We start from the raw sequence: 21,894 nt of genomic DNA on the forward strand, positions 1-21,894 counted from the left end.
TCTTGATTAAACAATAATATGAAACAGCCCTCACGTCAACACTTTTTTCACTTTTCGTGCTTTTCCATGAAAACAGAGTTGTTTTTTTGTGCAAAACAGACAGAGCAGAACAATGACTGCAGCCACTGCCCTGCTCTGTATCATTTTCTGTTTCCTTCTTTTTTGTACTATACGGAAAATCTCGTCAGGATATTCTCCATGCTACGGATAATATGATCGTACATCCTGCTCCGCGCCTTCTGCTCATCATTAGCCTTAATGGCCTCCAGGATCCGGCGGTGCTCGTACATGGATATCTTGGCATAATCCTCCTCTGTCACCTTATGTCCCATGGAAAGCCCGTTCCAAAGCGATGAGAGAAAGGACTTCATCTTCTCGTTGTCCGCCGCAGTCCAGATTGCCATATGAAATGCCTGGTTCCCGTCACTGTATGTGCCGAAATCATTCTCATCCAGTGCCTTCTCCGTGGTCTCATAGGCGTATACGATATCAGAAATATCTGTTCCCGGCCTGCTGGCCCGTGCCGCCGCCTCGCTCTCCAAGAGTGCCCTGGTCTCGTAGTGATCCCGGATCGTCTTCTCGTTCACTCCCAAGACGATGGCCCCTTTGTTGGGTCTGAGGCGTATCAGGCCGTCGGATGCCAGAATCTGGAACGCCTCGCGGACCGGTGTACTAGATACCCCCAGAGCCTGTGCCGTTCCCTCCAGGGTCAGCTCCTCTCCCTCCTTCATCTCCCTCTTCAGAATTGCCTCCCGGAGCGCGGAAGCCACCTGTTCTCTGGCCGGGAGCAACTGGATCTTCTTCATGTTTCTCATTGCCGCCTCCACCTTTCTGTGAATCTGTCTGCATAGTACATATAATATTCCTTCAGCGCTGCGCCTGCTGCCCCGGCATCCCTCTTTTCCACCGCCTCTGCTGCCTCCTGGAGCATATGCAGCACCTGCCCCTTTTCCGTCAGATTACTTATCGCATAGGACACATACCCGTCCATGACTTTGTTCTGCAGTTGTTCCAGATAGGGATTATCTGCCATATGGATCAGACATTCGTGAAATTCCATTTCATATTGGATCTTATGATCCGGGTCAGATACTTCTTCCATAAACTGCAGGATCTTTCTTAGTTCTCTGCCTATACCGGACAGATCCGAGGTCACATTCTCCCCGTCCTTTCTCTGTTTTTCCAGTATCAACGCCACGAGCTCTGCCTCTATGGTTCCTGCGATCCAAAATACAGCATGGATCTGCTGACTGTCAAGAACCACTGCCTGAATATGCCGATTCGGCATCCTTCTGGCGAATCCATCCTGCACCAACGTTTGCAGAGCTTCCCGCACAGGCATCCGGGATACTCCCAGCATCTCTGCCAGCGCCTCCTGCGCCAGTTCCTCACCTGGCTTCATATGCCCGCTTAATATTTCATCCCGAATGGACTGCGCAATCCGGTCCTTTGTCTGAATATTTCTTAATGTTTTCATACCCTTCCCCTTGTCTACTTGTTTCTGCCCCTCCGCATCAGATATCTAATATTGTATCCAATACACCGTGACATATTAGGGGCAAACGGTATTAACCGACAGCCCCATCGCCTTTTTCATAAACTTATTCCACGATTCCGACCATCTCTTCTACTGTCGCAAATCCATATCGTTCCATATATTTTTCAATTCCATCGATCACTTCCATGGTAACAGCCGGATTATGGAAGTTTGCCGTTCCTACCGACACCGCCGATGCGCCTGCCAGAATAAATTCTATGGCATCCTCTGCGCTCTGGATGCCTCCCATTCCGATCACCGGGATCTTTACTGCATGGGATGCCTGATAAACCATGCGCACGGCAACGGGATGTACCGCCGGACCGGACATGCCTCCTGTTTTATTAGCCAGGGCAAAGGCACGCTTATGAACATCAATCTTCATTCCTGTCAGGGTATTAATGAGAGAAACGGCGTCAGCGCCTCCTGCCTCTGCCGCTTTTGCAATCTCTGTAATATCGGTTACATTGGGCGTCAGCTTCATAATAATGGGCTGTTTTGCAATGTTCTTAATTTGAGCTGTCAGCTCTTCCACATGGCGGGCATCCTGTCCGAACGCCAGAAATCCGGCATTAACGTTGGGACAGGAAATATTAATTTCCAGCATATCTGCCGGCTCATCGGCAAGACGCTCTACAACAGCCAGATATTCTTCAGGTGCGTGGCCGCACACATTGACAATGATCTTTGTATCATACTGCTTGAGATAAGGAATATCTCTTTTGCAGAACAATTCAATCCCCGGATTCTGCAGACCAATGGCATTTAACATGCCTCCATATACTTCCGCCACCCTTGGCGTGGGATTTCCTGTCCACGGCACGTTGGCAACGCCCTTAGTCGTCACTGCTCCTAACTTATTCAAGTCTACAAAATCAGCAAATTCTTCCCCGGATCCGAATGTTCCGGAGGCCACAGTAACCGGATTTTTCCATTCCACTCCTGCAATGGTTACTCTTGTATCAGCCATTATAACTCCACCTCCGTCGATAAGAATACCGGCCCGTCTTTGCAGACCCTTTTGTTATTGACGTTACTGTGGGCATCCTTTTCTTTGGTTCGGCACACACAGCCAAGGCAGGCGCCGATACCGCAGGCCATTCTCTCTTCCAGAGAGATATAACACTCAATACCCTTTTCTTCCGCATAGTTTTTAATGGCTCTCAGCATAGGTGTGGGGCCGCAGGCATAGATCACATCCGCTTCCAGTGCCTTTTCCTCCACTACATTCATCACGTTTCCCCTGGTTCCCACGCTTCCGTCTTCTGTAGAAATATAGACTTCGCCGCATGCTTCAAACTCTTCCTTCAGGAAAGTCTGCCTGTCTCTGTAACCTACAATGATCTGCTTCTTTTCACAGCTCATCTGCTTTGCCAGCTCCAGGATCGGCGGAACTCCGATTCCTCCGCCCATAAGAAATACTCTTTTCCCTTTTGCTCTCTCAAGGGGAAATCCATTGCCAAGGGGACCGATAATGGACAGCTGTTCTCCTGCCTGCATCTGTGAGAACTGTTCTGTCCCGGTATGCTCTCCGGTCACGCGGTATACCACCCGCAGAGCGGATTTTTCTTTATCAATCTCACAGATACTGATGGGACGGGGAAGCAGCTTCGTCCCGTCACTTGTATACATGGAAATAAACTGTCCCGGCCTTGCGCTTTTTGCCGCCTCTGTACGGATCCACATGCTGAAGATCCCATCTGCCAAAGAAGCCTGCGATATCACCTGGACCTGTTCTTTTTTCTTTGTCATTTTCTCTTTTCTCCTGCTTTTTATCAGCTTTGATTTTTGACCGTCAGCACAATACACCTTTCGGTTCCTAACGGTTCTCCAGTGCGCCCCTGATGTCGGCGATCATATCTTCTACTGCCGCCCTGGATGCGTCTCCAAACGCTTCCGGACCAAAGGAAGCATATTTTTCCTGCTTATAAGCTGCTATGATGCCTCTGGAGGAATTAACGATCGCACCAAGTCCATCCTCGTTGAAGAAATGTACAAGATCTTTTCCCTGGCCTCCCTGTGCGCCATATCCTGGAACAAGGATGTAAGCCTTCGGCATGATCTTACGAAGGACTTTTCCCATTTCAGGATAAGTTGCGCCTACAACAGCGCCAATGTAGCTGTAGGAACATCCCATACATTCCTGTCCCCACTCATTTACCTTTTCGCCTACCAGTTCATACAGCGGGCGCCCGTCGATGAGACGGTCCTGGAACTCACCGCTGGAAGGATTGGAAGTCTTCACCAGGATAAAAAGTCCCTTCTGCTCTTTTTTGCATACATCGATAAAAGGCTTTACTCCGTCAGAGCCAAGATAAGGATTGACCGTTACAAAATCCTCGTCAAAGGGCGCATAAGTCTTGCTGCCCACCTCAACCTTTCCGATATGCCCTGTTGCATAAGCCGCGGAAGTGGAGCCGATATCTCCCCGCTTAATATCTCCAATGACTACCAGACCTTTTTCTTTGCAGTAATCTACTGTCTTTTTAAAAGCCATCAGTCCCGGAATACCGAACTGTTCATACATGGCAATCTGCGGCTTTACAGCCGGAATAAGATCCCATGTCTTGTCCACGATCTCTTTGTTAAACTGCCAGATCGCCTCTGCAGCGCCTTCCAGCGTCTCGCCAAATTCCACGAAAGCTTTTGTTTTCACCTGTTCCGGAATATATCCAAGCATGGGATCCAAGCCTACTACAATAGGCGCTCCTGTTTCTTTTATTTTTCTTACCAATTCATTAATCAATGATTTTTCCTCCTTCGTATACGATTCTTCCACCGGCAATGGTACAAACAACCTCGCCTTTTACCTTGCGCCCGTGAAACGGCGTATTCTTTCCTTTTGACAAAAATGTATTTTTATCGATCGTATATTCTTTTTCCGGATCAAAGATCACGACATCCGCAATCTTTCCTTCCGACACGGATCCCCGGTCATGAAGTCCCAGTATCTTCGCCGGATTCCAGCTCATTTTTTCCGCCATCTGCATAGGGGTAATAATTCCTGTTTCTACAAGTTCTGTGTACGTAAGAGCCGCTGAAGTCTCAAGTCCTACAATACCAAATGCAGCCAGCTTCATGGAACGGTTTTTTTCCGCCTCCGCATGGGGAGCGTGATCCGTTGCGATCACATCCACCGTACCATTCCTTAATCCTTCTTTGATAGCTTCCACATCTTCTTTGCTGCGAAGAGGAGGATTCATCTTATAGTTTCCGTCATCTTTCGTAATATCATCTGTTGACAAAATAAAATGATGCGGGCATACCTCTCCTGTAACATCCAGCCCTTCCTCTTTTGCAAGCCCCAGCATTTTAATACTGTCCTTGGTAGAACAATGGCAGAGATGAAGGCGCACGCCTGTCTCCTTAGCCAGCAGGATATCCCTTGCCACGATCACATCCTCCACAGCGTTGGTGATGCCTTTCAGCCCCAGTTTCTCCGCCTTTTTATCGGCATTCATCACGCCGCCTTCCACCATGGTGATATCCTCACAGTGTGCAAAGACAGCAAGGCCTTCTTCTTTTGCCAGGTTCATCCCTTTTCGGTACAGGGATGCGTTCATAACGGATTTTCCATCCTCGCTGATGGCGTGGCAGCCGTTTTTCGCCATTCCCCGGATATCTGCCAGTTCTTTTCCCTCCTGACCGACTGTGACAGCGCCAAGCTGGATCACATTGGTAAGAGATTCCCTCTTGGCGCGCTCCATCACTTCTTTTACCTTTACGCCGTTATCGATCACCGGTTTTGTGTTGGGCATAGCACACACAGTAGTCACGCCGCCTTTTACCGCCGCCCGGCCTCCTGTCGTCAACGTTTCCTTATACTCCAGCCCCGGATCTCTGAAATGTACATGCAGATCGATAAACCCCGGCATGACGTAACACCCCTTTGCATTGATGACCCGCTCTGCTTCTGTCTCTATCCCGCTGTCTACTCTGGTAATTCTGTCACCATCGATCAATACATCACAGATTTCATCCCTCTTTGTTTCCGGATCCAGGACACGCCCCTCTTTGATTAAGATTGTCATAGATTTCCTATCCTTTCTAAAAAACTACATACTTATGATTAGTTTAACATATGCCCGGTGGAAATGGAATGACTAAATATTTTTCACTGTCTCTATCGCCTTTTCAAGTTGATTGTCTCTGTCGGGATTATTCTCATCGTACACATATTCAATCTCAACATCCGGTGCAATCCCTGTTCCGTTTATATTTCGTCCTTTAGGAGTAAAATATTCCGCAATCGTCAGTTTCACGCTTGTTCCGTCCTGCAGGTCGAAAATCTGCTGGACCAGGCCTTTTCCATAAGACTGTGTTCCTACGATCTCCCCTGTGCCGTAATCCTGAATAGCCCCTCCGAATATTTCCGAAGCGCTGGCGCTGTTTCCATTCATCAGGACAACAAGCGGCTTTTCAAAAACATGCTCTGCATCAGAAGTATATTCCTCTTTCTCTCCATTCTTATCCTCTGTATAGACGATCAGTCCTTCCGGCAGCATCAGATCCAGAATCTGACATACAGTCTTCAGATTCCCTCCCGGATTATTTCTAAGATCCACGATCAGTCTCTCCATACCCTGCTCTTCCAGCGAATCCATCGCCTCTTTATACTGATCGTAAGTAACAGAAGCAAATTCTGTGATGCGGATATAACCGATCCCCTCTTCTGTCATCTTACTTTCAACCGTCTGCTCTACTATGGTGTCTCTTTTAACAGCGAACTCTTTCTCTTCCCTGTTATCCCCTCGCAGCATAGTCAGCTGAACAGTTGTACCAATCTCTCCTTTGATTTTTTTCACAACCGCATTGATATCCTGCCCGGTGATATCTTCTCCCTCTATTTTGTAAAAGATATCGCCTTCTTTTATACCTGCATTATCAGCCGGGGAATCTTCGTATACCTGCATAACCCGGATCGTCTGTGTCTCCTTATCCTGAGTAACTACCACCCCGATCCCGCCAAATTCCCCTGTTGTCATTTCTGTCATTTTTGCTGTCTCGTCTTGATCATAATAAGCAGAATAAGGATCTTCCAGTCCTTCTATATAGCCCTTATAAATGCCTGTTTCCAGCTTCTCCTCATCTACCTCTCCCGTATAATACTCATCGATCAGAGCATTCAAAAGCTCCATTTTATCACTGTCTGCTTCCGCTGCATTCCCAGCTTTCCCGAGGCTGCAGGAAACCGCACTTATTCCTAATAATACAACAAGGGCGCCAAAAAGCGCCCCCTTAAAAAAACTTTTTTTATGTTTCATACAACAAAAACCAACCTTTTATGTTCCTGTCTACAAATAAAGTCTCGGATCAACCGGCGTACCGTTTACCCACACTTCAAAATGAAGATGAGGGCCGGTGGATGCTCCTGTCGAGCCTACCAACGCAATGTTCTGTCCTGTACTTACAGACTGCCCGGAACTTACCAGAATACGACTGCAGTGCTGATACAATGTAGCAAGGTCGCCGTGATTGATGATCACATAATTACCTCTTGCACCGTTATATCCAACCTCAACCACTGTTCCGGATGCCGCCGCGTAAATCGGGCTTCCCGTACTTGCCGCATAGTCACGTCCCTTATGGTTCGTACTTCCGATACCTCCCGGTGACGCCCTGCCTCCAAACTCACTGCTGATATATGCGGACGGACACGGATTCTGAAGTCTGCCGCTGCCGCCTCCAGTGTAAGGTGGTGCCGGAGTGACAGTTGTACCGCCGCCTCCACCTCCGCTTGTTCCTCCGGAGCTTCCGGACGCCGCTGCCTGTGCTTCCTGCTGCATCCTTGCCTGACGTTCCGCTTCTGCTTTCAACGAAGCGATCTTTTCATTCACTGCGCCAAGCTCACTGCTTAAGCTGCTGATCTCTTCGCTCTTGCTTTCAATCAGACTTTCCATCTCCGTCTGTTGTTCCTGAAGACTGGTCTGCATTTCTTCCAGTTTCTTGTTTTCTTCTTCCAGGTCTTTCTTCTGATCCTCTACCTCTGTAACAATATCCTGAAATTCCACCAGCATATTTCTATCATATTCAGAAATCTGTGCAATATACTCTGCATTACTTAAAAATTCCGCAATACTCTTTGATTCCAGCAGTGTTTCCAGAAATTGACCGTTTCCGTTCTCATACATGTACTGGATCCGGAGTTTCATGCTGTTATACTGGTTATTCTCATCAATCTGAGCAGCGATGAGTTCATCTGTCTTTGCAGCGATCTCTTCCTGTTTTTTCTCAATGTCTGATTTGGTCTTATCCATATCATCCACGATCTTTTCCAGCTGTGCAGCAAGATTATCCTTCTCTGCCTGCGCCGCTGCCTTCTTATCCTGCAGCTCACTGGCCTGATTCTGTGCATCCTGGAGATCATCTGCCTTTACCTGCACTGCACTTCCGAATGTAAGCGCCCCGACTAACAGCACACTGACTAATCTCTTTTTTTGCATTTCTTCTCTCCCTTTACTTTTAACCCCTTGTTTCTACTCCCTTACGGGTTTTTTCCTGCTATTTTTTATCATAACACATTTTTTTTTGTTTTTCCAGTATAACAGGAAATTTTCCCTTCTATATCCTTACTTTCATTGCTTATACTTTCAAATGCTTACGGATTGTAAAGAAGCTTCCCAGGAAACCGATTCCAACACCGAGAGCCAATCCCACCGGAAGAAGAGTACGGTATACTTCTGTTACCGGAAGGAAATCCAGAATATTATTTAATAAATTAAATCTCTGAAGGATGTATGAAACTGCCTTGTCATACATAAAATATAGCAGTACCAGAGGTATCAACGCCCCGATGATACCGATAACAAGGCCCTCTATAACAAACGGCGCCCGGACAAATCCGTCCTTCGCTCCAATATATTTCATGATCGCGATCTCCTCCCGCCGCACGGTAATACCCATGGTTACCGTATTGTTGATCAGGAAGATCGACACTGCGAGCAAAATAGCAATGATCGCAATGGAAACATAGGTAATGAGTCTGTTAACGCTGCCCAGCGTATCCGCCACTACGTCCGACTTATTTACCTTACGTACCCCATCCAGACCTTCCGCAAAAGCTACTACATCGTCCTGTTTGGTAACATCTTCCATATACACGGAGTAATTGTTGGAATTTGCCAGCGGATTATCATCCTTAAATCCTTCTGCAAGTGAGGAATCTTCTCCGAAATACTCGCTCTGGAAAGATTCCCATGCCTGATCTGCGGACACATATTCCACATCATGGACCCCTTCACAGCCTGCCAGCTGCTCTCCAATCTCGTCTATCTGGTCTTCTGTGATATCCTCTTCAAAAAATACTGTAATGGCCACACCCTCTTCGGCCTTCTGCACAATATAATTAAAATTCATTACGATCGCAAAAAACAGACCGAACACAAAGATACACGCTGCCATTGTAGCAATGGACGCAATGGAAAACATCTTATTTCGGCCAATATTTTTAAATCCCTGTTTCGTCGAATATCCGACTGTACTAATCCTCATTTTTATACCCACCTTTTTGCTCGTCGCTGACAATGACACCCTTTTTCATTGTAACGACACGTTTCTTCATCTCGTTTACAATTTCCTGATTATGCGTAACTACCAAAACGGTCGTACCCCTGTCATTCGCTTCTTCCAGAAGCTTCATGATCTCCCATGAATTAGTCGGGTCCAGGTTTCCTGTCGGCTCGTCCGCCAGAAGAATAGCTGGCTCATTGACAATAGCTCTCGCAATGGCCACTCTCTGCTGCTCTCCTCCGGACAACTCCTTTGGATAGGATTTATACTTCTGTGCAAGACCAACCAGAGACAGCGCAGCAGGAACCTTTTTCTTGATGATCCTGGTAGGTGTCTCTACAACACGCTGAGCAAAAGCGATATTTTCATATATATTCCGGTCCTTTAAAAGACGGAAATCCTGAAACACAACCCCAAGCCCTCTGCGGTACATGGGAATCTGTCTGTGTTTCAGCCTTTCCAGGTTCTGACCGTTTACAACGATCGTACCGGAAGTCGGCTCCAGTTCCTTCATGATCAAACGGATCAGCGTCGATTTTCCGGAACCGCTGTCGCCTACGATAAAGACAAATTCACCCTGATCGACTTTCAGGTTTACGCCGTTCAGAGCAGCAACCCCTTTTGAGTATTCTTTCGTTACCTCATTTAATTCAATCATACTTTCCTCCTAATTATCAATACTCCAATGACTCCATGTATTTCATATACTTGACTACCATCAGTGCAATCTTAAATGTGATGGCATCCTCAAACACACGAAGATCAAGCCCCGTACTTTTCTGGAGTTTATCCAGACGGTAAACGAGTGTATTACGATGGATGTAAAGCTGTCTTGATGTCTCTGACACATTCAGACTGTTCTCAAAGAACTTATTGATCGTCGTCAGTGTTTCCTCATCAAATTCGTCCGGGGATTTCCCCTCAAAAATCTCGCGGATAAACATTTTACACAACGGAATTGGGAGCTGATAAATCAGACGTCCGATTCCCAGAGTGCTGTAAGCAATCACTTTTCTGTCGTCAAAAAAGATTTTTCCCACATCCAGAGCGAGCTTAGCCTCTTTATAGGATTTCGAAACTTCTTTAATATCTCCTACTATGGTGCCGTATGCGATCCGTATATCCTCTTCTCCCTCTCCCTGAAGAAGCTCCAATATGGATTCCGCCATTTTTTCCAGCTCCGCGTGCCCATCGGAAGAACTCAGTTCTTTTACAATAATAATATCCTTTTCATCAACTGCCGTGACAAAATCTTTGGACTTATTCCCCAGCAGACTGCGGACATGATCTACCATACTGCTGTCTTTTTCATGGGCAGTCTCCACTATAAAGATAACACGTCTTACTTCAGTGTCAATATGTAATTTCTTTGCACGATTGTAAATATCTACCAGAAGCAGATTGTCAAGCAGCAGGTTCTTGATAAAATTGTCTTTGTCGAACCGCTCCTTGTATGCGATCAGAAGATTCTGTATCTGGAATGCCGCAATCTTTCCAACCATATACACATCATCGCTGCCGCCGTTAGCCAAAAGGATATATTCCAGCTGATGTTCATCAAAAATTTTGAAAAACTGATATCCCTGTATAACCTGGCTGTCTGCCGGTGAATCTACAAAAGACAGCACAGACGCCTCATAATTCTCCTGTTCGGCAAATGTGCTTGCAAGAGATTTGCCATCCGTGTCCATCACGCAAAGATCAATCCGGGTAATTCCCTTTAATCCATCGATGGTATTTTGTAGTATTTGATTAGATATCATATTCTATCTCCTCCACTAATTTCAATATGCATTTTCCACAATGTATTTTCTGCACATTTACCCATTTATACATATTACTTTTTTTATACTAATATAAATCCACAAAAAAAGAAAGAGGAAATCACAAATTTTTGTTAATTTCCTCAATTTTCTCCCGGTATTTTCCTGATTTTCGGCATATACATACTATACAAAATCACGTGCACTCTCAATGGGCATTCACAGCCGTTTCCATTTCTTTTTTCCGATTTTTTTCAATCTCGCGTTTAAAAATTTTGTGGTTGATAAACTGCACCATTTTCTGCATACGGCTCCGACTGCGGTAAATGGGATTTTCACCCTTTCCGATCCCAAGCCAGACTCTTGCATTCAGAATACTTCTGTTTCTTACAATAAATTCCTGCTCTGCCGGAGCAGAAAGAGCTGCGATCACACAGTCTGTCTCTGCACCGTTTACGGCATTTACAACAAGGTCATCCGCTGAATCGGTAGGCGATACTTTCGCCATTCCCGCCACCTGTATCCCGCTGTATCTCTCCTCCAGGTATTGATAGAAGGCTTCCGCCTCCTCCTCTGTCTCCACCAAAAGAAATACTCTGAAGTGGTTTTTGTGAAGATAGCGCAGAAACATTCTAAGATATGTGCGCTGCTCCACTTCCTGAAGATGCCGTTTCTCTGTTATATCTGCCCCTTCCAGAATCTCCTTCTCTCCCGGCAGCACAAGATCCACACACTCAATGCTCTCCCGAAGCTTCGGTTCCTCCGAGGCATACATTACAGTATCCACCGTAACAAGCTCTATCACGCTGACAGGCTCTGTACCCATATATTCTACTGTCTGCTTCATGGCTTCTTTGGCTGTACAGTCATCAATTCCAATATTCAGCACTTGAATCTTTTCGTTCATTACAATCACCCGCTATTCCTTCTAGCTGTTCGATTATAGCAAAACGACTTTTCCTTTTCAACCTTTGACACCAAATATTCATACTTCGTAATACTTTTGTTACAGTTCAGCCTTCAGCGTATTCCCTGTTCTTTTTTCTTTTTGTTGATCAGACCTCCGATGCGTCCCGTCTCTTTTGAAGAGAGGGATTTCCACCCCTGCTCCATGACTTTGTCCAGCAGACCAAGCTCTTCCGCTATTTCGTATTTCATTTTTTCTTCTTTTGTCAGTTCGCTTAATATGATCGGTTTTTCTTTTTTCCTGCTCATGCTGATACCCCTTTCCTATATGCAAGTATTAACATGATGCAGGATTTTATACAGCCAAAACCGATTTATTCCTGACTGTTCCGGTCCTTAATTAGGGTCGTCCGGCATAACGATCGCCGCAATGATATATGCCAGCACTCCGCTTCCGGCGCAGAAAACAAACAAAAGGAAGGCAAGCCTTACTATCGTCGGATCGATATTAAAATATTCTGCCACTCCTCCGCATACTCCGCAGACCAGACGTTCTCTTCTTGATCTGTATAATCTTTTTGATTCCATATACACTCCTTCTTTCTGTAATTTCTGTTATCTTACTTCCGCTGCTCCTTCAAAAGAAACATTCACTGAACCGATACCGCACTGGATCTTCATATCCTTGCCGGCGTTGTTATCAATATTTTTATTTACTGCAACTCCGGAATAACTTTCATTTTCCAGATTCAGCTCACCGATTCCACATTCAATGAAATAATTGAAGTCTTCCTTCGTCCCTTCTGCAGTATAATTTAATTCTCCTACTCCGCATTCTATATCCACTTTTTTTCCAGCCTCGCCCACTGCAGTCAGACTTCCGGCGCCTACCATAAATTCCGCCGTGTCGGCTGTAAAAGAATTGATATTTCCTGCTCCTGCCCCAACTTCCAGATTCAGATCTTTGGCCTTTATCTCTTCTACGTCAAGTTCTCCATATCCCACCTGAAGATCTGCTTCTCCAAATTCCAAATAGTAAGGAACCTGTATCGTCACTTCTCCGGCTACTTCCTGATTCAAAAGTTTCCAGGGATAATGTTCGGCAGTGGTTTCCACTTTCAATTCTCCCTGTTCTTCCTTAATCTGAAGCTTCAGTCTGGAATTTACATTATAGGTTTCTACTCTGACGTTATTTTCTTCACACGGTACAATATTCACGAACAGTCCTTCTGTATCAACCTTCAGGTTTTTAACATTTGAAAAAAGTTCAACCTGATCGCTGTCCACACTGGTACTGCCTGATTTCCAGAAGAACTGCGGCATATAGTTATCAACTAATACACCTGTCGCTCCCATTGCTTTGCCCGTCACAGCGCATACACAGCCCACCGCTGCCGTAACTCCGCAGAACACCCAAAATCGTTTCCATCCTTTTTTCATTTATGCCACCGCCTTTCTCCTGTGAAACGGTCTTCGGATTAAATTGATGATCCCCCGGAAGAATCCGGGAAGTACGATCATACATGCCCTCACCGACGCCACCGTCATAATAAGTCCGATCACAAATGTGATCAGGCCGCCGCCGATCAGCACAAGTCCTGCCGACGCTTCCGGTATCAGGCAGGCTATTCCTGCTCCCACGAGCGTCACACCAAGCAAAACTACCATCACGGAAGCAAAAGCCAGACCGGCAAACAACGCCACAACTGCCACAACTACCGCTACCGCCGCACAGATCAGCGCTATACCTGCCGGAACAATGACGGGAAGCCCCACCAGGATCACCAATATGATCAGCACTATTTTAAGTCCGGTATTTTTCTGTTTTGTCTCCTCACTTCCGGTGTCCCAGTTGTTGTTTGATCTCTGTTCTTCCCGGGTGTATTTCCCCTGCTGTTTTTCCGTTCCGCCGCCTGCCTCATCCGAATCTTTTTCCTGCCCCGGATACGCCGGCGCTTCTTTCTGCTCGAATCTCGTATCGGTATAACCGGTCTCCCGAAATTCGCCTGCATCCGACGAAGCCTCTCCAAGTCCTGCTTTCACCTCTGCTGCAACTTTTGCCGGGCTTCCAAGTTCCCTAACGATCTCTTCTTCGTTCTCTTCTCCCGCTTCATCGAAATAATCATTATAATACTTCATCGCCTCTACACGTTCTTCCACGGATATATCCTGAAGAAGCGCTGCCAGTTCTGTCATAAACTGTATACGATTCATGAAATAGCACCTCCCTCAAATAATTCGCTGATCTTACTCGAATAGACTTTCCATTCGCCCCTGTATAAGTTAAGCTGCGCGGATCCTTTCGGCGTAATCTTATAGTATCTCCTGTTCCTTCCATCATACTGCATATCATAAACTTCCAGGCATTCGTCCTTTTGAAGTCTTCGCAGTACCGGATATAAAGTGGACTCTGATACTTCAATTGCTTTTCTTACATCCTGGGTGATCTTATATCCGTAAGTCCCTTCACTCTCCCGCGAAACAACCGCAAGGACGATCGCATCAAGAAGAGCTGCTCCGGTGTTAAATACCATCCAATCACTTCCTTTGTTATCATGTCTGCCTGCAGCCTCGGTGTACTCCGCCGCTGCTCTGCACACAGAATTAGTTGCAAAACAATATTATTTACCTATCTATATTATTTTTATGATTATATTATATGTTATATAATATTGTTTGTCAATATATGCAGAACAAGTTTCCTATTGAACAAAAAATCCATCGATGCTTTTTTCGCACCGATGGATCAATTCTCCAAACATCTTAGCGTCGGTGTACAAGGGGACAATACGCTCCTTCTACACCGACGCTATTATTACAGCAAGATCCGCTCCTGAAGCGTAAAGGAATAAATAATTTTTTCTTTCACCCGTTTCCCGGTGAGCTGTTCCAACGCCTTTGCATAATAGGCCAGCTGTGCATGATATTTTTCTGCAAGTTCCTCTGGTTTTCGCACTTTATCCGTCTTGTAGTCCAGCACCACAAGCTCTCCGTCCTCCTCAAAGAAAACGTCAATAATTCCCTGAACCAGTATGGTTTCCCCTTCTCCTGATCCGGGGTAGATTTCTTCTGCATCTACGCCCAGAACAAAAGGCTGTTCCTTCCAAAGCTTTCCTTTTTCTGCCGCTTCTTTCATCCGTCTTCCGTCCGCACCGGAAACAAATGCAAGAATTTCTTTCGGCCGAACACTCTGCGCCATATCTTTCCGGATCTTTCCGCTGTTTTTCATCTCTTCGACCGCCATAGCCATGGATTCCAGACTGTAATCTTCCTTAAAATCCAAAAGCTCCAGAACACGGTGGTAAGCGCTTCCCCGGGAAGCTCCCGTCAGTTCTTCTTCCTCCATACGGAAACGCGGGATCAGCGGAATGACCTCCGGTTCTTCATAGGCCATCTCTCCCAGTTCTGTTCCTTCCTCACCATACACTTCCTTCATATATTCTCGCTTCTTCAGCTCCGAGACCGTAAACTTCAGCTTCCGTCCAAACGTATCCGGCCAGGGATAAGAGTATCCAAACTGCTCTTTCAGTCTGTCTTTCATTTCTTTATCATATGTTTCTTGTGTATTCCAGTCTTTCAGCGCCTGCTTCGTAAATATTTTCTCTGTCTTTTCCTCTTCTTCTGCACAGACAAAATCTTCCAGTCTCTTTATCCATACCTGAAGAGGCATCTCTTTCCCTCCGCCTGCAATGGCCGGAAGGATCCAGCTCAAACAGGAGGAAGCCGATGACAGCACCCCAAAAGAGAGTTCTTCTTCCCTGCCTTTTACCGCTCGCAGAGATTCCAGCTTCTCCCCGGGATTTTTCATGGTTCCTGTGAGGATCAATTTTTCTTTTGCCCTTGTAAGAGCTACGTATAAAACCCGAAATTCCTCAGCCAGGTTCTCCAGGATTTCCTCCCTTTGCATCACCCTCTTAAAAAAGGATACACTTTTGGTGCCCTCGTCCAGATCAACAGCATCCAGACCTACTCCCAAAGAGGCATGAACGATCACACTGCTTCTGGCATCCTGCTGGTTAAACCGTTTTCCCATGCCGGCTGCGATCACCACCGGAAATTCCAGCCCCTTGCTCTTATGAATACTCATGATCCGCACCGTATCTGACTGTTCATCACTAAGACTTGCCTCTCCGTAATCCACATCATATTTCCGAAGCTGCTCGATATAGCGCACAAAATTAAACAGCCCTTTATAGCTTGTGCTTTCAAATGTCATGGCCTTTTCTGCCAGCATATCCAGATTTGCCTTCCGCTGCTCTCCTGCCGGAAGAGCGGCTGTGTAATCTCCATAGCCTGTCTCGTCCAGGATCTGCCAGAGCAGTTCATGGATCGCCGTATAGGGAACTCTCCGGCGGAAATGTTCCATCTGCCCCAGGCAGGATTCCAGTTTCCCCCGGATCTTTTCATCTTCTCCTTCCGTCCGGTAATGCTCCACCGCATCATAGAAGCTCTCTTTAGGATAAGCCGCCTTGATCCTGGCAAGCTCCTCATCATTCATTTTTCCGAAATAGGAAGAAAGAACTGCTGCCAGCGGAATATCCTGTTTCCGATTATTTAAAACACGGAAGTAATCCAGAAGAGTTCCGATCTCCCGCGTCTCAAAATAGCCTTCCTTCGTCCCTGCATATGCCGGTATCCCTTCTTCCGACAACACTTCCAGGAACACATCGCTCCACCCTTTTATGCTTCGGATCAGGATCACAATATCCGAATAGCGTACCGGGCGCAGTGTTCCGTCTTTTTTGTCTGTCACCACAGCCTGACTCATCAGCTCCCGGATCCGGCCTGCCACTGCCTTTGCCTCCAGGCGGCGGGCATTGAGGGTGTTTTCTCCCTCCCCGGCCATATCCAGGATTTCTTCCTCGATCTGTGATTCGATCAGCAGGATCTCCGGCTGATTTCCCGGCTGCTCCTCAAAGGAAGCGCCGGGATGAAGGGCCGCCCGGTCGTCATAGACAATTCCTCCAAGAGGCTCTGTCATGATCTGCCGGAACAGATAATTCACTCCCTCCAGCACTTCTTTTCTGCTTCGGAAATTGCGGTAAAGGTCAATCCTCTGCTTCTCGCTGTCGGTCCCCTCCCCTTCATAAAGACGGTACGTATTGAATTTCTCCATGAAAAGCTCAGGCCTTGACAGCCGGAACCGGTAGATACTCTGCTTCACATCGCCTACCATGAAAACATTGTACCTTCCCCGAGAAATCCCGGAAACGCTGGTAAGGATTGCTTCCTGGATCAGATTGCTGTCCTGATATTCGTCGATCATAACCTCCCGGAACATTTCCTGGTATTCACGGGCCGCGGCAGAAGGTTTCCATCCATCCCCGTCTTTTTCTGTCAATATACGCAGGGCATACTGCTCCATATCACTGAAGTCGATCATATTGCGGCTTCTTTTTCGTTCCTCAAAAGCTTTGGCAAAATCCTCTGTCAGACCTGCAAGCACTTTCATCATAGGGAAACAAAGGGCTGCCTGGCGGAGCACTTCTTCGATATTATCTTTAAAATAATGGCCGGCTGAATTTTTCAGGATCCCCTTCATTTCCTCCCGCAGTGCTTTTACCTGCTCTGCCTTTTCCTTTGACACTGTTTTATCCCGGTTAGCCGCCAGCTTCTTCCAGGAAATCTTCTGAAACGCCTCATAATAATCCGAATAAGTTACAGCCTTCTCAAACCGTTCAATATTTTCCAGATCACTTTCCAGCGTTTCCCCGTACATATAAGGCCCGTCCGGCTCTAAGCACAGCTTTTCCGCTTGTCTTTGCAGTTTTGCAGCACTTTGGACATAGCAGTCCATCCGCTGTTTTGCCGCCTGAAAAGCAGAGGTCTTTAACAGTTCTTCTTCCGACGTCACCTGATAAAGGCGCACACAGGAGCCCAGCCATTCCTCCGGCGCCGGATAGCTTCTGGAAAATTCATAGAGCTTCAGGATCAGCTCTTCCATCTTGCGGTCATCCCTGCCCCGGGCATAACTCTCTGCAAATTCCAGGAACCGGGCATTACCCTCCTGATATTTTTTCTCGAGAAGCTCCTCCAGGACATCCTGGCGCATCAGCCGAAGCTCTCCCTCCTCTCCGATACGGAAAGACGGATCCAGGTCAATGCTGTGAAAATGTTCCCGTATAACAGAGAGACAAAAGCTATGGATGGTGGTAATCCTGGCGCTGTGTATCAGCGTGGCCTGCTGCTTCAGATGTTCATCATCCGGACGCTCTTCCATCTTCTTTTCAATGGCTCCCCGGATCCTCTCTTTCATTTCCGCCGCCGCTGCCTCTGTAAACGTCACGATCAAAAGCTGATCCACATCCACCGGATCTTCTTCTCTTGTCAGCATGGTGATGATCCGTTCCACAAGAACAGCGGTCTTTCCGGAGCCGGCTGCTGCCGACACAAGAATATTGCGGTCCTGCAGATCAATTACATTTTGCTGTTCTTTTGTCCATTTCACGCTCACAGATCATTCTCTCCTTTTCCCGTACTTTTTTCTGTACTTTCTTCTATCTGTTTTCCCATCCGCTCTATGGCTTCCTGTCTGTCGAGTTTTTCAATGTCACGGTAATGGTAACCCGGAATCTTTGTATCGAATCCGCATATATGCCGGTAGGCACAGTAATCGCATCCGGTCCGGGTTCCCTGCCGGTAGGGACTGATCTTTGCCTCGCCGGACGCAATCCTTTCATGCAGCTCTTTTACCTTTTCCCCGGCGTATCTGGAAAGGACGGCAAAATCACTTCCATCTACTGCTTTTGATGAAGCAGCGAGACTTCCGTCCTTTTTGAATTTCACCGGCACAGCCAAAGATTCCCCTTCTCTTCCATGCTCCAGATGTGCAAGAGAATTTTTTTCCAGGCTGATCAGGCCGTCCGGGCGGAGTTCTTTCAATAGTTTTTCCTTTACCGTTTCCTTGTCATCCCCTTTCTCCACAAGGGGATCCTGGATGCGATAGTAAAAAATCCCGGACGGCACCGCCTCCTTGTCAGGATACCTCCGCTTTACCAGCCCCAGCGCCTGGTTCATATAAACCATCAGCTGAAGCTGCAGCCCATGATACAGCAGAGAAAAATCAAAAGCAGTGTGGCCGGTCTTGTAATCCACCACTTTTACATACACCGTATCATCTTCCAGACAGGTATCTACCCGGTCAATCTTTCCGCTTCCAAAACTCAGCTCACTGGCTTCCGGCTGGAAATCTCCCCGGCGGAGCTGCTCGGTCAAGGCCCACACCGTACGGTTCATCATATGTTTCATCCGTGTGACCATATACTGATTTCTCGATGTACTGTAAAGCACAGAATTTCCATAGTCTGTAACCGCTTCATCCACACATTGGTCTGAGAGTTCTTTTTGCTCTTCCAGAGTCAGAGAAATCCAGCTTCTTTTGCTCTCCGAAAGTTTTCCCGCGTATTTTTCCACTGCACTGTGGAAAACATTGCCCATATCCGCAGCCCGAAATTCATATTCCTGCCTTTCTTTTAAAGCCAGGCCATAAGTAAGGAAATGAGAAAAAGCACAGGAAGAAAACCGTTCCATTCTCGTAATGCTGGCTCTGAAATCATCTCCGTAAATCTTTTTTGCCACCGCTTCGCTGACCGCATCCGACGGGCGGACATAATAAGCCGCGTCCAGAAGATCTGACAACTTGCCCTGCCATTTTTCCTCTCCTTTATACCAGCTGTAAAGCTCCATCCAGGCGCTTCCGGAAGCATCATCCCTCCCCTGCAGCCCTTTTGTGAGTTCCGTGATTCCCGACTCCGGCGTCATCTCTTTTTCCTTCAGCGCCTTTTCTTCCTCATCCTCCACAGAAATTTCAGGAAAAAGACGGCGGATTTCCTGAATCAGATAAGACGGCCTGACGCTCTTTCCATCCGCTGACACCTTACTGTAAAATACGCAGAGTTTCTCTGTCGGTTTCGTCAGATTCAGGTACAGATAATATTTCTGCACATAGGCCTGTTCCTTTGCTCCAGGCGTCAAAGCAATCTTTTCCCGGGCAAATTTTGTCCTGTCTCCTTCTGAAAGAAGTCCTGCCTGCATCAGATTTCCCGGAAGGAAGCTGTCATTTGCCCCCAGAAAGAGCAGCGCCTTAATGTCTTTCAGTCTGGTTCTTTGCATGTCACCGATCACAACCTGGTCGATGCCGGGTGGAATCACACCTACTTTGGCCTCCGTCAGACCTGCATCCAAAAGGCTGCAGTACTCCTCCAAAGTGACAGTCTCATCCCCAAGCAGCTGCACAAACTTGTCAAAAAGATCCAGAACAATCCCGTAAATCTGAGCATACTCTCTTGCAAGCGCCGTCTCTCCTTCCGCCTGGAACTGCTCTTCCTGTTCCTTTAAAACAAGCTGCATTTTTTCCCGGACAAGGAAATCATAGAGCGCTTCTGTAATATCCCTCACTGTTTTCTTTTTCTGCTTCAGCACAAATACGAGATCATCCACCAGCTCCACCAGCATCACCCGTAAATGATTGACCCGCTCAAGTTCCTCCTCGGTCATATCCCTGGAACGCCGGATCCACCGCTCCTGCCATTTGGCAAATCCTTTTACGCCAAGGGCCAGGCAGTAATTTTCCAGCTCGTCTATCTCCTCCGCTTCAAATCCTGCATACCCTGTACGAAGGAAGCGGAAGACACTCTCAAATGAAAAATTCTGCTCCGTCATTGCCAGAAGACTTCTTATATATTCCACAAAAGAGTTTAAAAGGATGCTTCTTTTCCGATCCATAAAGACCGGGATCTCATAGCGTCCAAAAGCCCTCTTAAGGCTGTTTCCGTATGTGTCCATATCACTGACGATAATGCCGATCTCCCGATAGCGGTATCCTTCCGTCCGGATCATACGGCGCACTCTTTCCGCTGCCGCCCACGCCTCATCCATAGGATTTCTGGCTACATGAAGTTCCACTGCGCTTTGCTGCCCTGTATATGTTTTTCCTGAATAACGGAAGATTTCTCTTTCCAGGAACCCGATAGCAGGACAATTTTCAAACCTGGGAGCAGGCTGCCTTTTCAAAACAACGGGGTCCTTGACAGGAATCTGCATCTTCTTCGCTGTTTCCAAAAGAGAAGCGACTGTCTGTTTGCTCATGGCAAAAAGCTGGTAGGGGTGACGGAAGGTATAGGGATCTTCCCGTTCATCGATCGTTATCGTCACGATCACATCCCTGCATATTTTCATCAACTCTCCCAGAAGACGGCCCTGCACCGGGGTGAATCCGGTAAATCCATCCAGAACTACTGTGCTTTTTCTCAGAATCTCCGATTCACAGGCCACTCTGGACAGTACATCCAAAAGTTCTTCCTTGGTGATAAACTTTTCCCGGAGATAATCCTGGAAGCCCTGGTACAAAAGAGCAATATCCGACAGTTTATAATACAAATAAGAATCCTCCCCTGAGGATTCCATCACTTTGCGGATCTCATCCATCCCCACGTCGTACTGTATAAATTCCGACAGAACGGATTTCACTTCGCTGACATACCCCAGCTTCCGCATATTTCCTTTCAGCACCTTCAGGCGGGGCTCGAGCTCCCCTCCTATCTTCCTAAGCACCAGATTCTTCCCCTCATCGTCCAATACCGGGAAGCCTCCCTTGCCCGTCTCCTCAAAAATACGGTGAGCCAGGCGCACAAAGCTTAGGACATCAATATTCATGATTCCCTTCCTGCTGCCGTGCATAACAAGGTCTTTCTGAGTCTGCATGGTAAACTGCTCCGGTACAAGGACAAGGTAAGAAAGGGAGGGATTCTCCTCCGCTTCTTTTGTAATATTCTGATAAAGATAATGGGACTTCCCTGAACCGGAACCCCCAAAAACAAACTGCAGTGCCATATTTTTCCCTTTCTGTTGTCGTCACCTTTGCCTGATCAGCATATCCTGCCGTATATAAACGCCGGCACGTACGCCTTCACATAAATGCCTTCCTCGCGGTACTCTTCTTTGGACAACTCCCCATACTGGCGTATGATCTGAATCTTTCCCGCCTCATTGTAAAGATAAAGCTTCTCCACCTCGATCTTCTGCTCCCGAAGAGTATCTTCCACAGCGCTTAGAAGTTCTTCCGTTCCTTCTCCGGTCTTTGCGGAAATACAGACCGTTCTGTCCGCCTGGAAATCTCTTGGAACATATTCGCACCGGGCTGTATCGATTTTATTGAACGCTGTGATCACAGGCTTATCA

19 protein-coding genes and 1 pseudogene are annotated in these 21,894 nt (G+C 46.9%); all 20 read right to left on the minus strand.

What is annotated here, in order from left to right; genetic code table 11:
- Window positions 1–167 precede the first annotated feature (167 nt).
- Complete coding sequence (locus tag WJ238_RS00330; protein ID WP_230105261.1) at window positions 168–815, minus strand: GntR family transcriptional regulator; 648 nt, start codon at window positions 813–815, stop codon at window positions 168–170.
- Entirely contained in the window at window positions 812–1,477 is a 666-nt protein-coding gene (locus WJ238_RS00335; RefSeq protein ID WP_304999990.1) for a GntR family transcriptional regulator, read from the minus strand. The genes WJ238_RS00330 and WJ238_RS00335 overlap by 4 nt, the downstream gene beginning before the upstream one ends.
- A 124-nt stretch (window positions 1,478–1,601) precedes the next feature.
- The gene (locus WJ238_RS00340; protein WP_230105260.1) at window positions 1,602–2,507 is read right to left on the minus strand and encodes a dihydroorotate dehydrogenase; all 906 of its coding nucleotides are present in this window, start codon (window positions 2,505–2,507) and stop codon (window positions 1,602–1,604) included.
- Complete coding sequence (locus WJ238_RS00345) at window positions 2,507–3,289, minus strand: dihydroorotate dehydrogenase electron transfer subunit (protein ID WP_230105259.1); 783 nt, start codon at window positions 3,287–3,289, stop codon at window positions 2,507–2,509. Before WJ238_RS00345 ends, WJ238_RS00340 begins: the two co-directional genes overlap by 1 nt.
- Before the next feature lie 67 nt (window positions 3,290–3,356).
- On the minus strand, window positions 3,357–4,283 hold the full coding sequence (pyrF, locus tag WJ238_RS00350; protein WP_230105258.1) for an orotidine-5'-phosphate decarboxylase: 927 nt from the start codon (window positions 4,281–4,283) through the stop codon (window positions 3,357–3,359).
- The gene (locus WJ238_RS00355; protein ID WP_230105257.1) at window positions 4,276–5,568 is read right to left on the minus strand and encodes a dihydroorotase; all 1,293 of its coding nucleotides are present in this window, start codon (window positions 5,566–5,568) and stop codon (window positions 4,276–4,278) included. The genes pyrF and WJ238_RS00355 overlap by 8 nt, the downstream gene beginning before the upstream one ends.
- Before the next feature lie 72 nt (window positions 5,569–5,640).
- Window positions 5,641–6,801, minus strand: a complete 1,161-nt coding sequence (locus tag WJ238_RS00360; protein WP_337605845.1) for a S41 family peptidase — start codon at window positions 6,799–6,801, stop codon at window positions 5,641–5,643.
- Between the two features lie 30 nt (window positions 6,802–6,831).
- Entirely contained in the window at window positions 6,832–7,980 is a 1,149-nt protein-coding gene (locus WJ238_RS00365) for a murein hydrolase activator EnvC family protein (RefSeq protein WP_337605846.1), read from the minus strand.
- A 139-nt stretch (window positions 7,981–8,119) separates the two neighbouring features.
- Window positions 8,120–9,028 carry a permease-like cell division protein FtsX gene (ftsX, locus tag WJ238_RS00370; RefSeq protein ID WP_337605847.1) on the minus strand — a complete coding sequence of 303 codons (909 nt, stop codon included), beginning with the start codon at window positions 9,026–9,028 and terminating at the stop codon, window positions 8,120–8,122.
- Window positions 9,018–9,704 carry a cell division ATP-binding protein FtsE gene (gene ftsE / locus WJ238_RS00375; protein WP_256193109.1) on the minus strand — a complete coding sequence of 229 codons (687 nt, stop codon included), beginning with the start codon at window positions 9,702–9,704 and terminating at the stop codon, window positions 9,018–9,020. Before ftsE ends, ftsX begins: the two co-directional genes overlap by 11 nt.
- Before the next feature lie 16 nt (window positions 9,705–9,720).
- On the minus strand, window positions 9,721–10,809 hold the full coding sequence (locus WJ238_RS00380) for a PucR family transcriptional regulator (RefSeq protein WP_230105252.1): 1,089 nt from the start codon (window positions 10,807–10,809) through the stop codon (window positions 9,721–9,723).
- A 208-nt stretch (window positions 10,810–11,017) separates the two neighbouring features.
- Window positions 11,018–11,716, minus strand: coding sequence for a WecB/TagA/CpsF family glycosyltransferase (locus WJ238_RS00385; protein WP_337605848.1), 699 nt, complete (start codon window positions 11,714–11,716; stop codon window positions 11,018–11,020).
- Between the two features lie 113 nt (window positions 11,717–11,829).
- On the minus strand, window positions 11,830–12,024 hold the full coding sequence (locus WJ238_RS00390; RefSeq protein ID WP_337605849.1) for an alpha/beta-type small acid-soluble spore protein: 195 nt from the start codon (window positions 12,022–12,024) through the stop codon (window positions 11,830–11,832).
- Between the two features lie 87 nt (window positions 12,025–12,111).
- The gene (locus tag WJ238_RS00395; RefSeq protein ID WP_230105249.1) at window positions 12,112–12,303 is read right to left on the minus strand and encodes a PspC domain-containing protein; all 192 of its coding nucleotides are present in this window, start codon (window positions 12,301–12,303) and stop codon (window positions 12,112–12,114) included.
- Window positions 12,304–12,330: 27 nt separating this feature from the next.
- The gene (locus WJ238_RS00400) at window positions 12,331–13,155 is read right to left on the minus strand and encodes a DUF4097 family beta strand repeat-containing protein (RefSeq protein ID WP_230105248.1); all 825 of its coding nucleotides are present in this window, start codon (window positions 13,153–13,155) and stop codon (window positions 12,331–12,333) included.
- A complete protein-coding gene (locus WJ238_RS00405) occupies window positions 13,156–13,929 on the minus strand; it encodes a DUF1700 domain-containing protein (protein WP_316265485.1) in 774 nt (257 codons plus the stop codon). It lies immediately after the preceding gene.
- A complete protein-coding gene (locus tag WJ238_RS00410; protein WP_230105246.1) occupies window positions 13,926–14,249 on the minus strand; it encodes a PadR family transcriptional regulator in 324 nt (107 codons plus the stop codon). Before WJ238_RS00410 ends, WJ238_RS00405 begins: the two co-directional genes overlap by 4 nt.
- Window positions 14,250–14,530: 281 nt before the next feature.
- Window positions 14,531–18,169 (minus strand): helicase-exonuclease AddAB subunit AddA, encoded by a 3,639-nt coding sequence (gene addA / locus WJ238_RS00415; RefSeq protein ID WP_337605850.1) that lies wholly within the window; start codon window positions 18,167–18,169, stop codon window positions 14,531–14,533.
- Window positions 18,166–21,546, minus strand: a complete 3,381-nt coding sequence (locus WJ238_RS00420; RefSeq protein WP_337605851.1) for a PD-(D/E)XK nuclease family protein — start codon at window positions 21,544–21,546, stop codon at window positions 18,166–18,168. Before WJ238_RS00420 ends, addA begins: the two co-directional genes overlap by 4 nt.
- A gap of 35 nt (window positions 21,547–21,581) precedes the next feature.
- A pseudogene (locus WJ238_RS00425) lies at window positions 21,582–21,894 on the minus strand (GTPase HflX); the annotation flags it as partial.

Origin of the sequence: Claveliimonas sp. (genome assembly GCF_037273965.1) — a bacterium.
In the GTDB taxonomy this organism is placed as follows: Bacteria; Bacillota; Clostridia; order Lachnospirales; family Lachnospiraceae; genus Claveliimonas; species Claveliimonas bilis.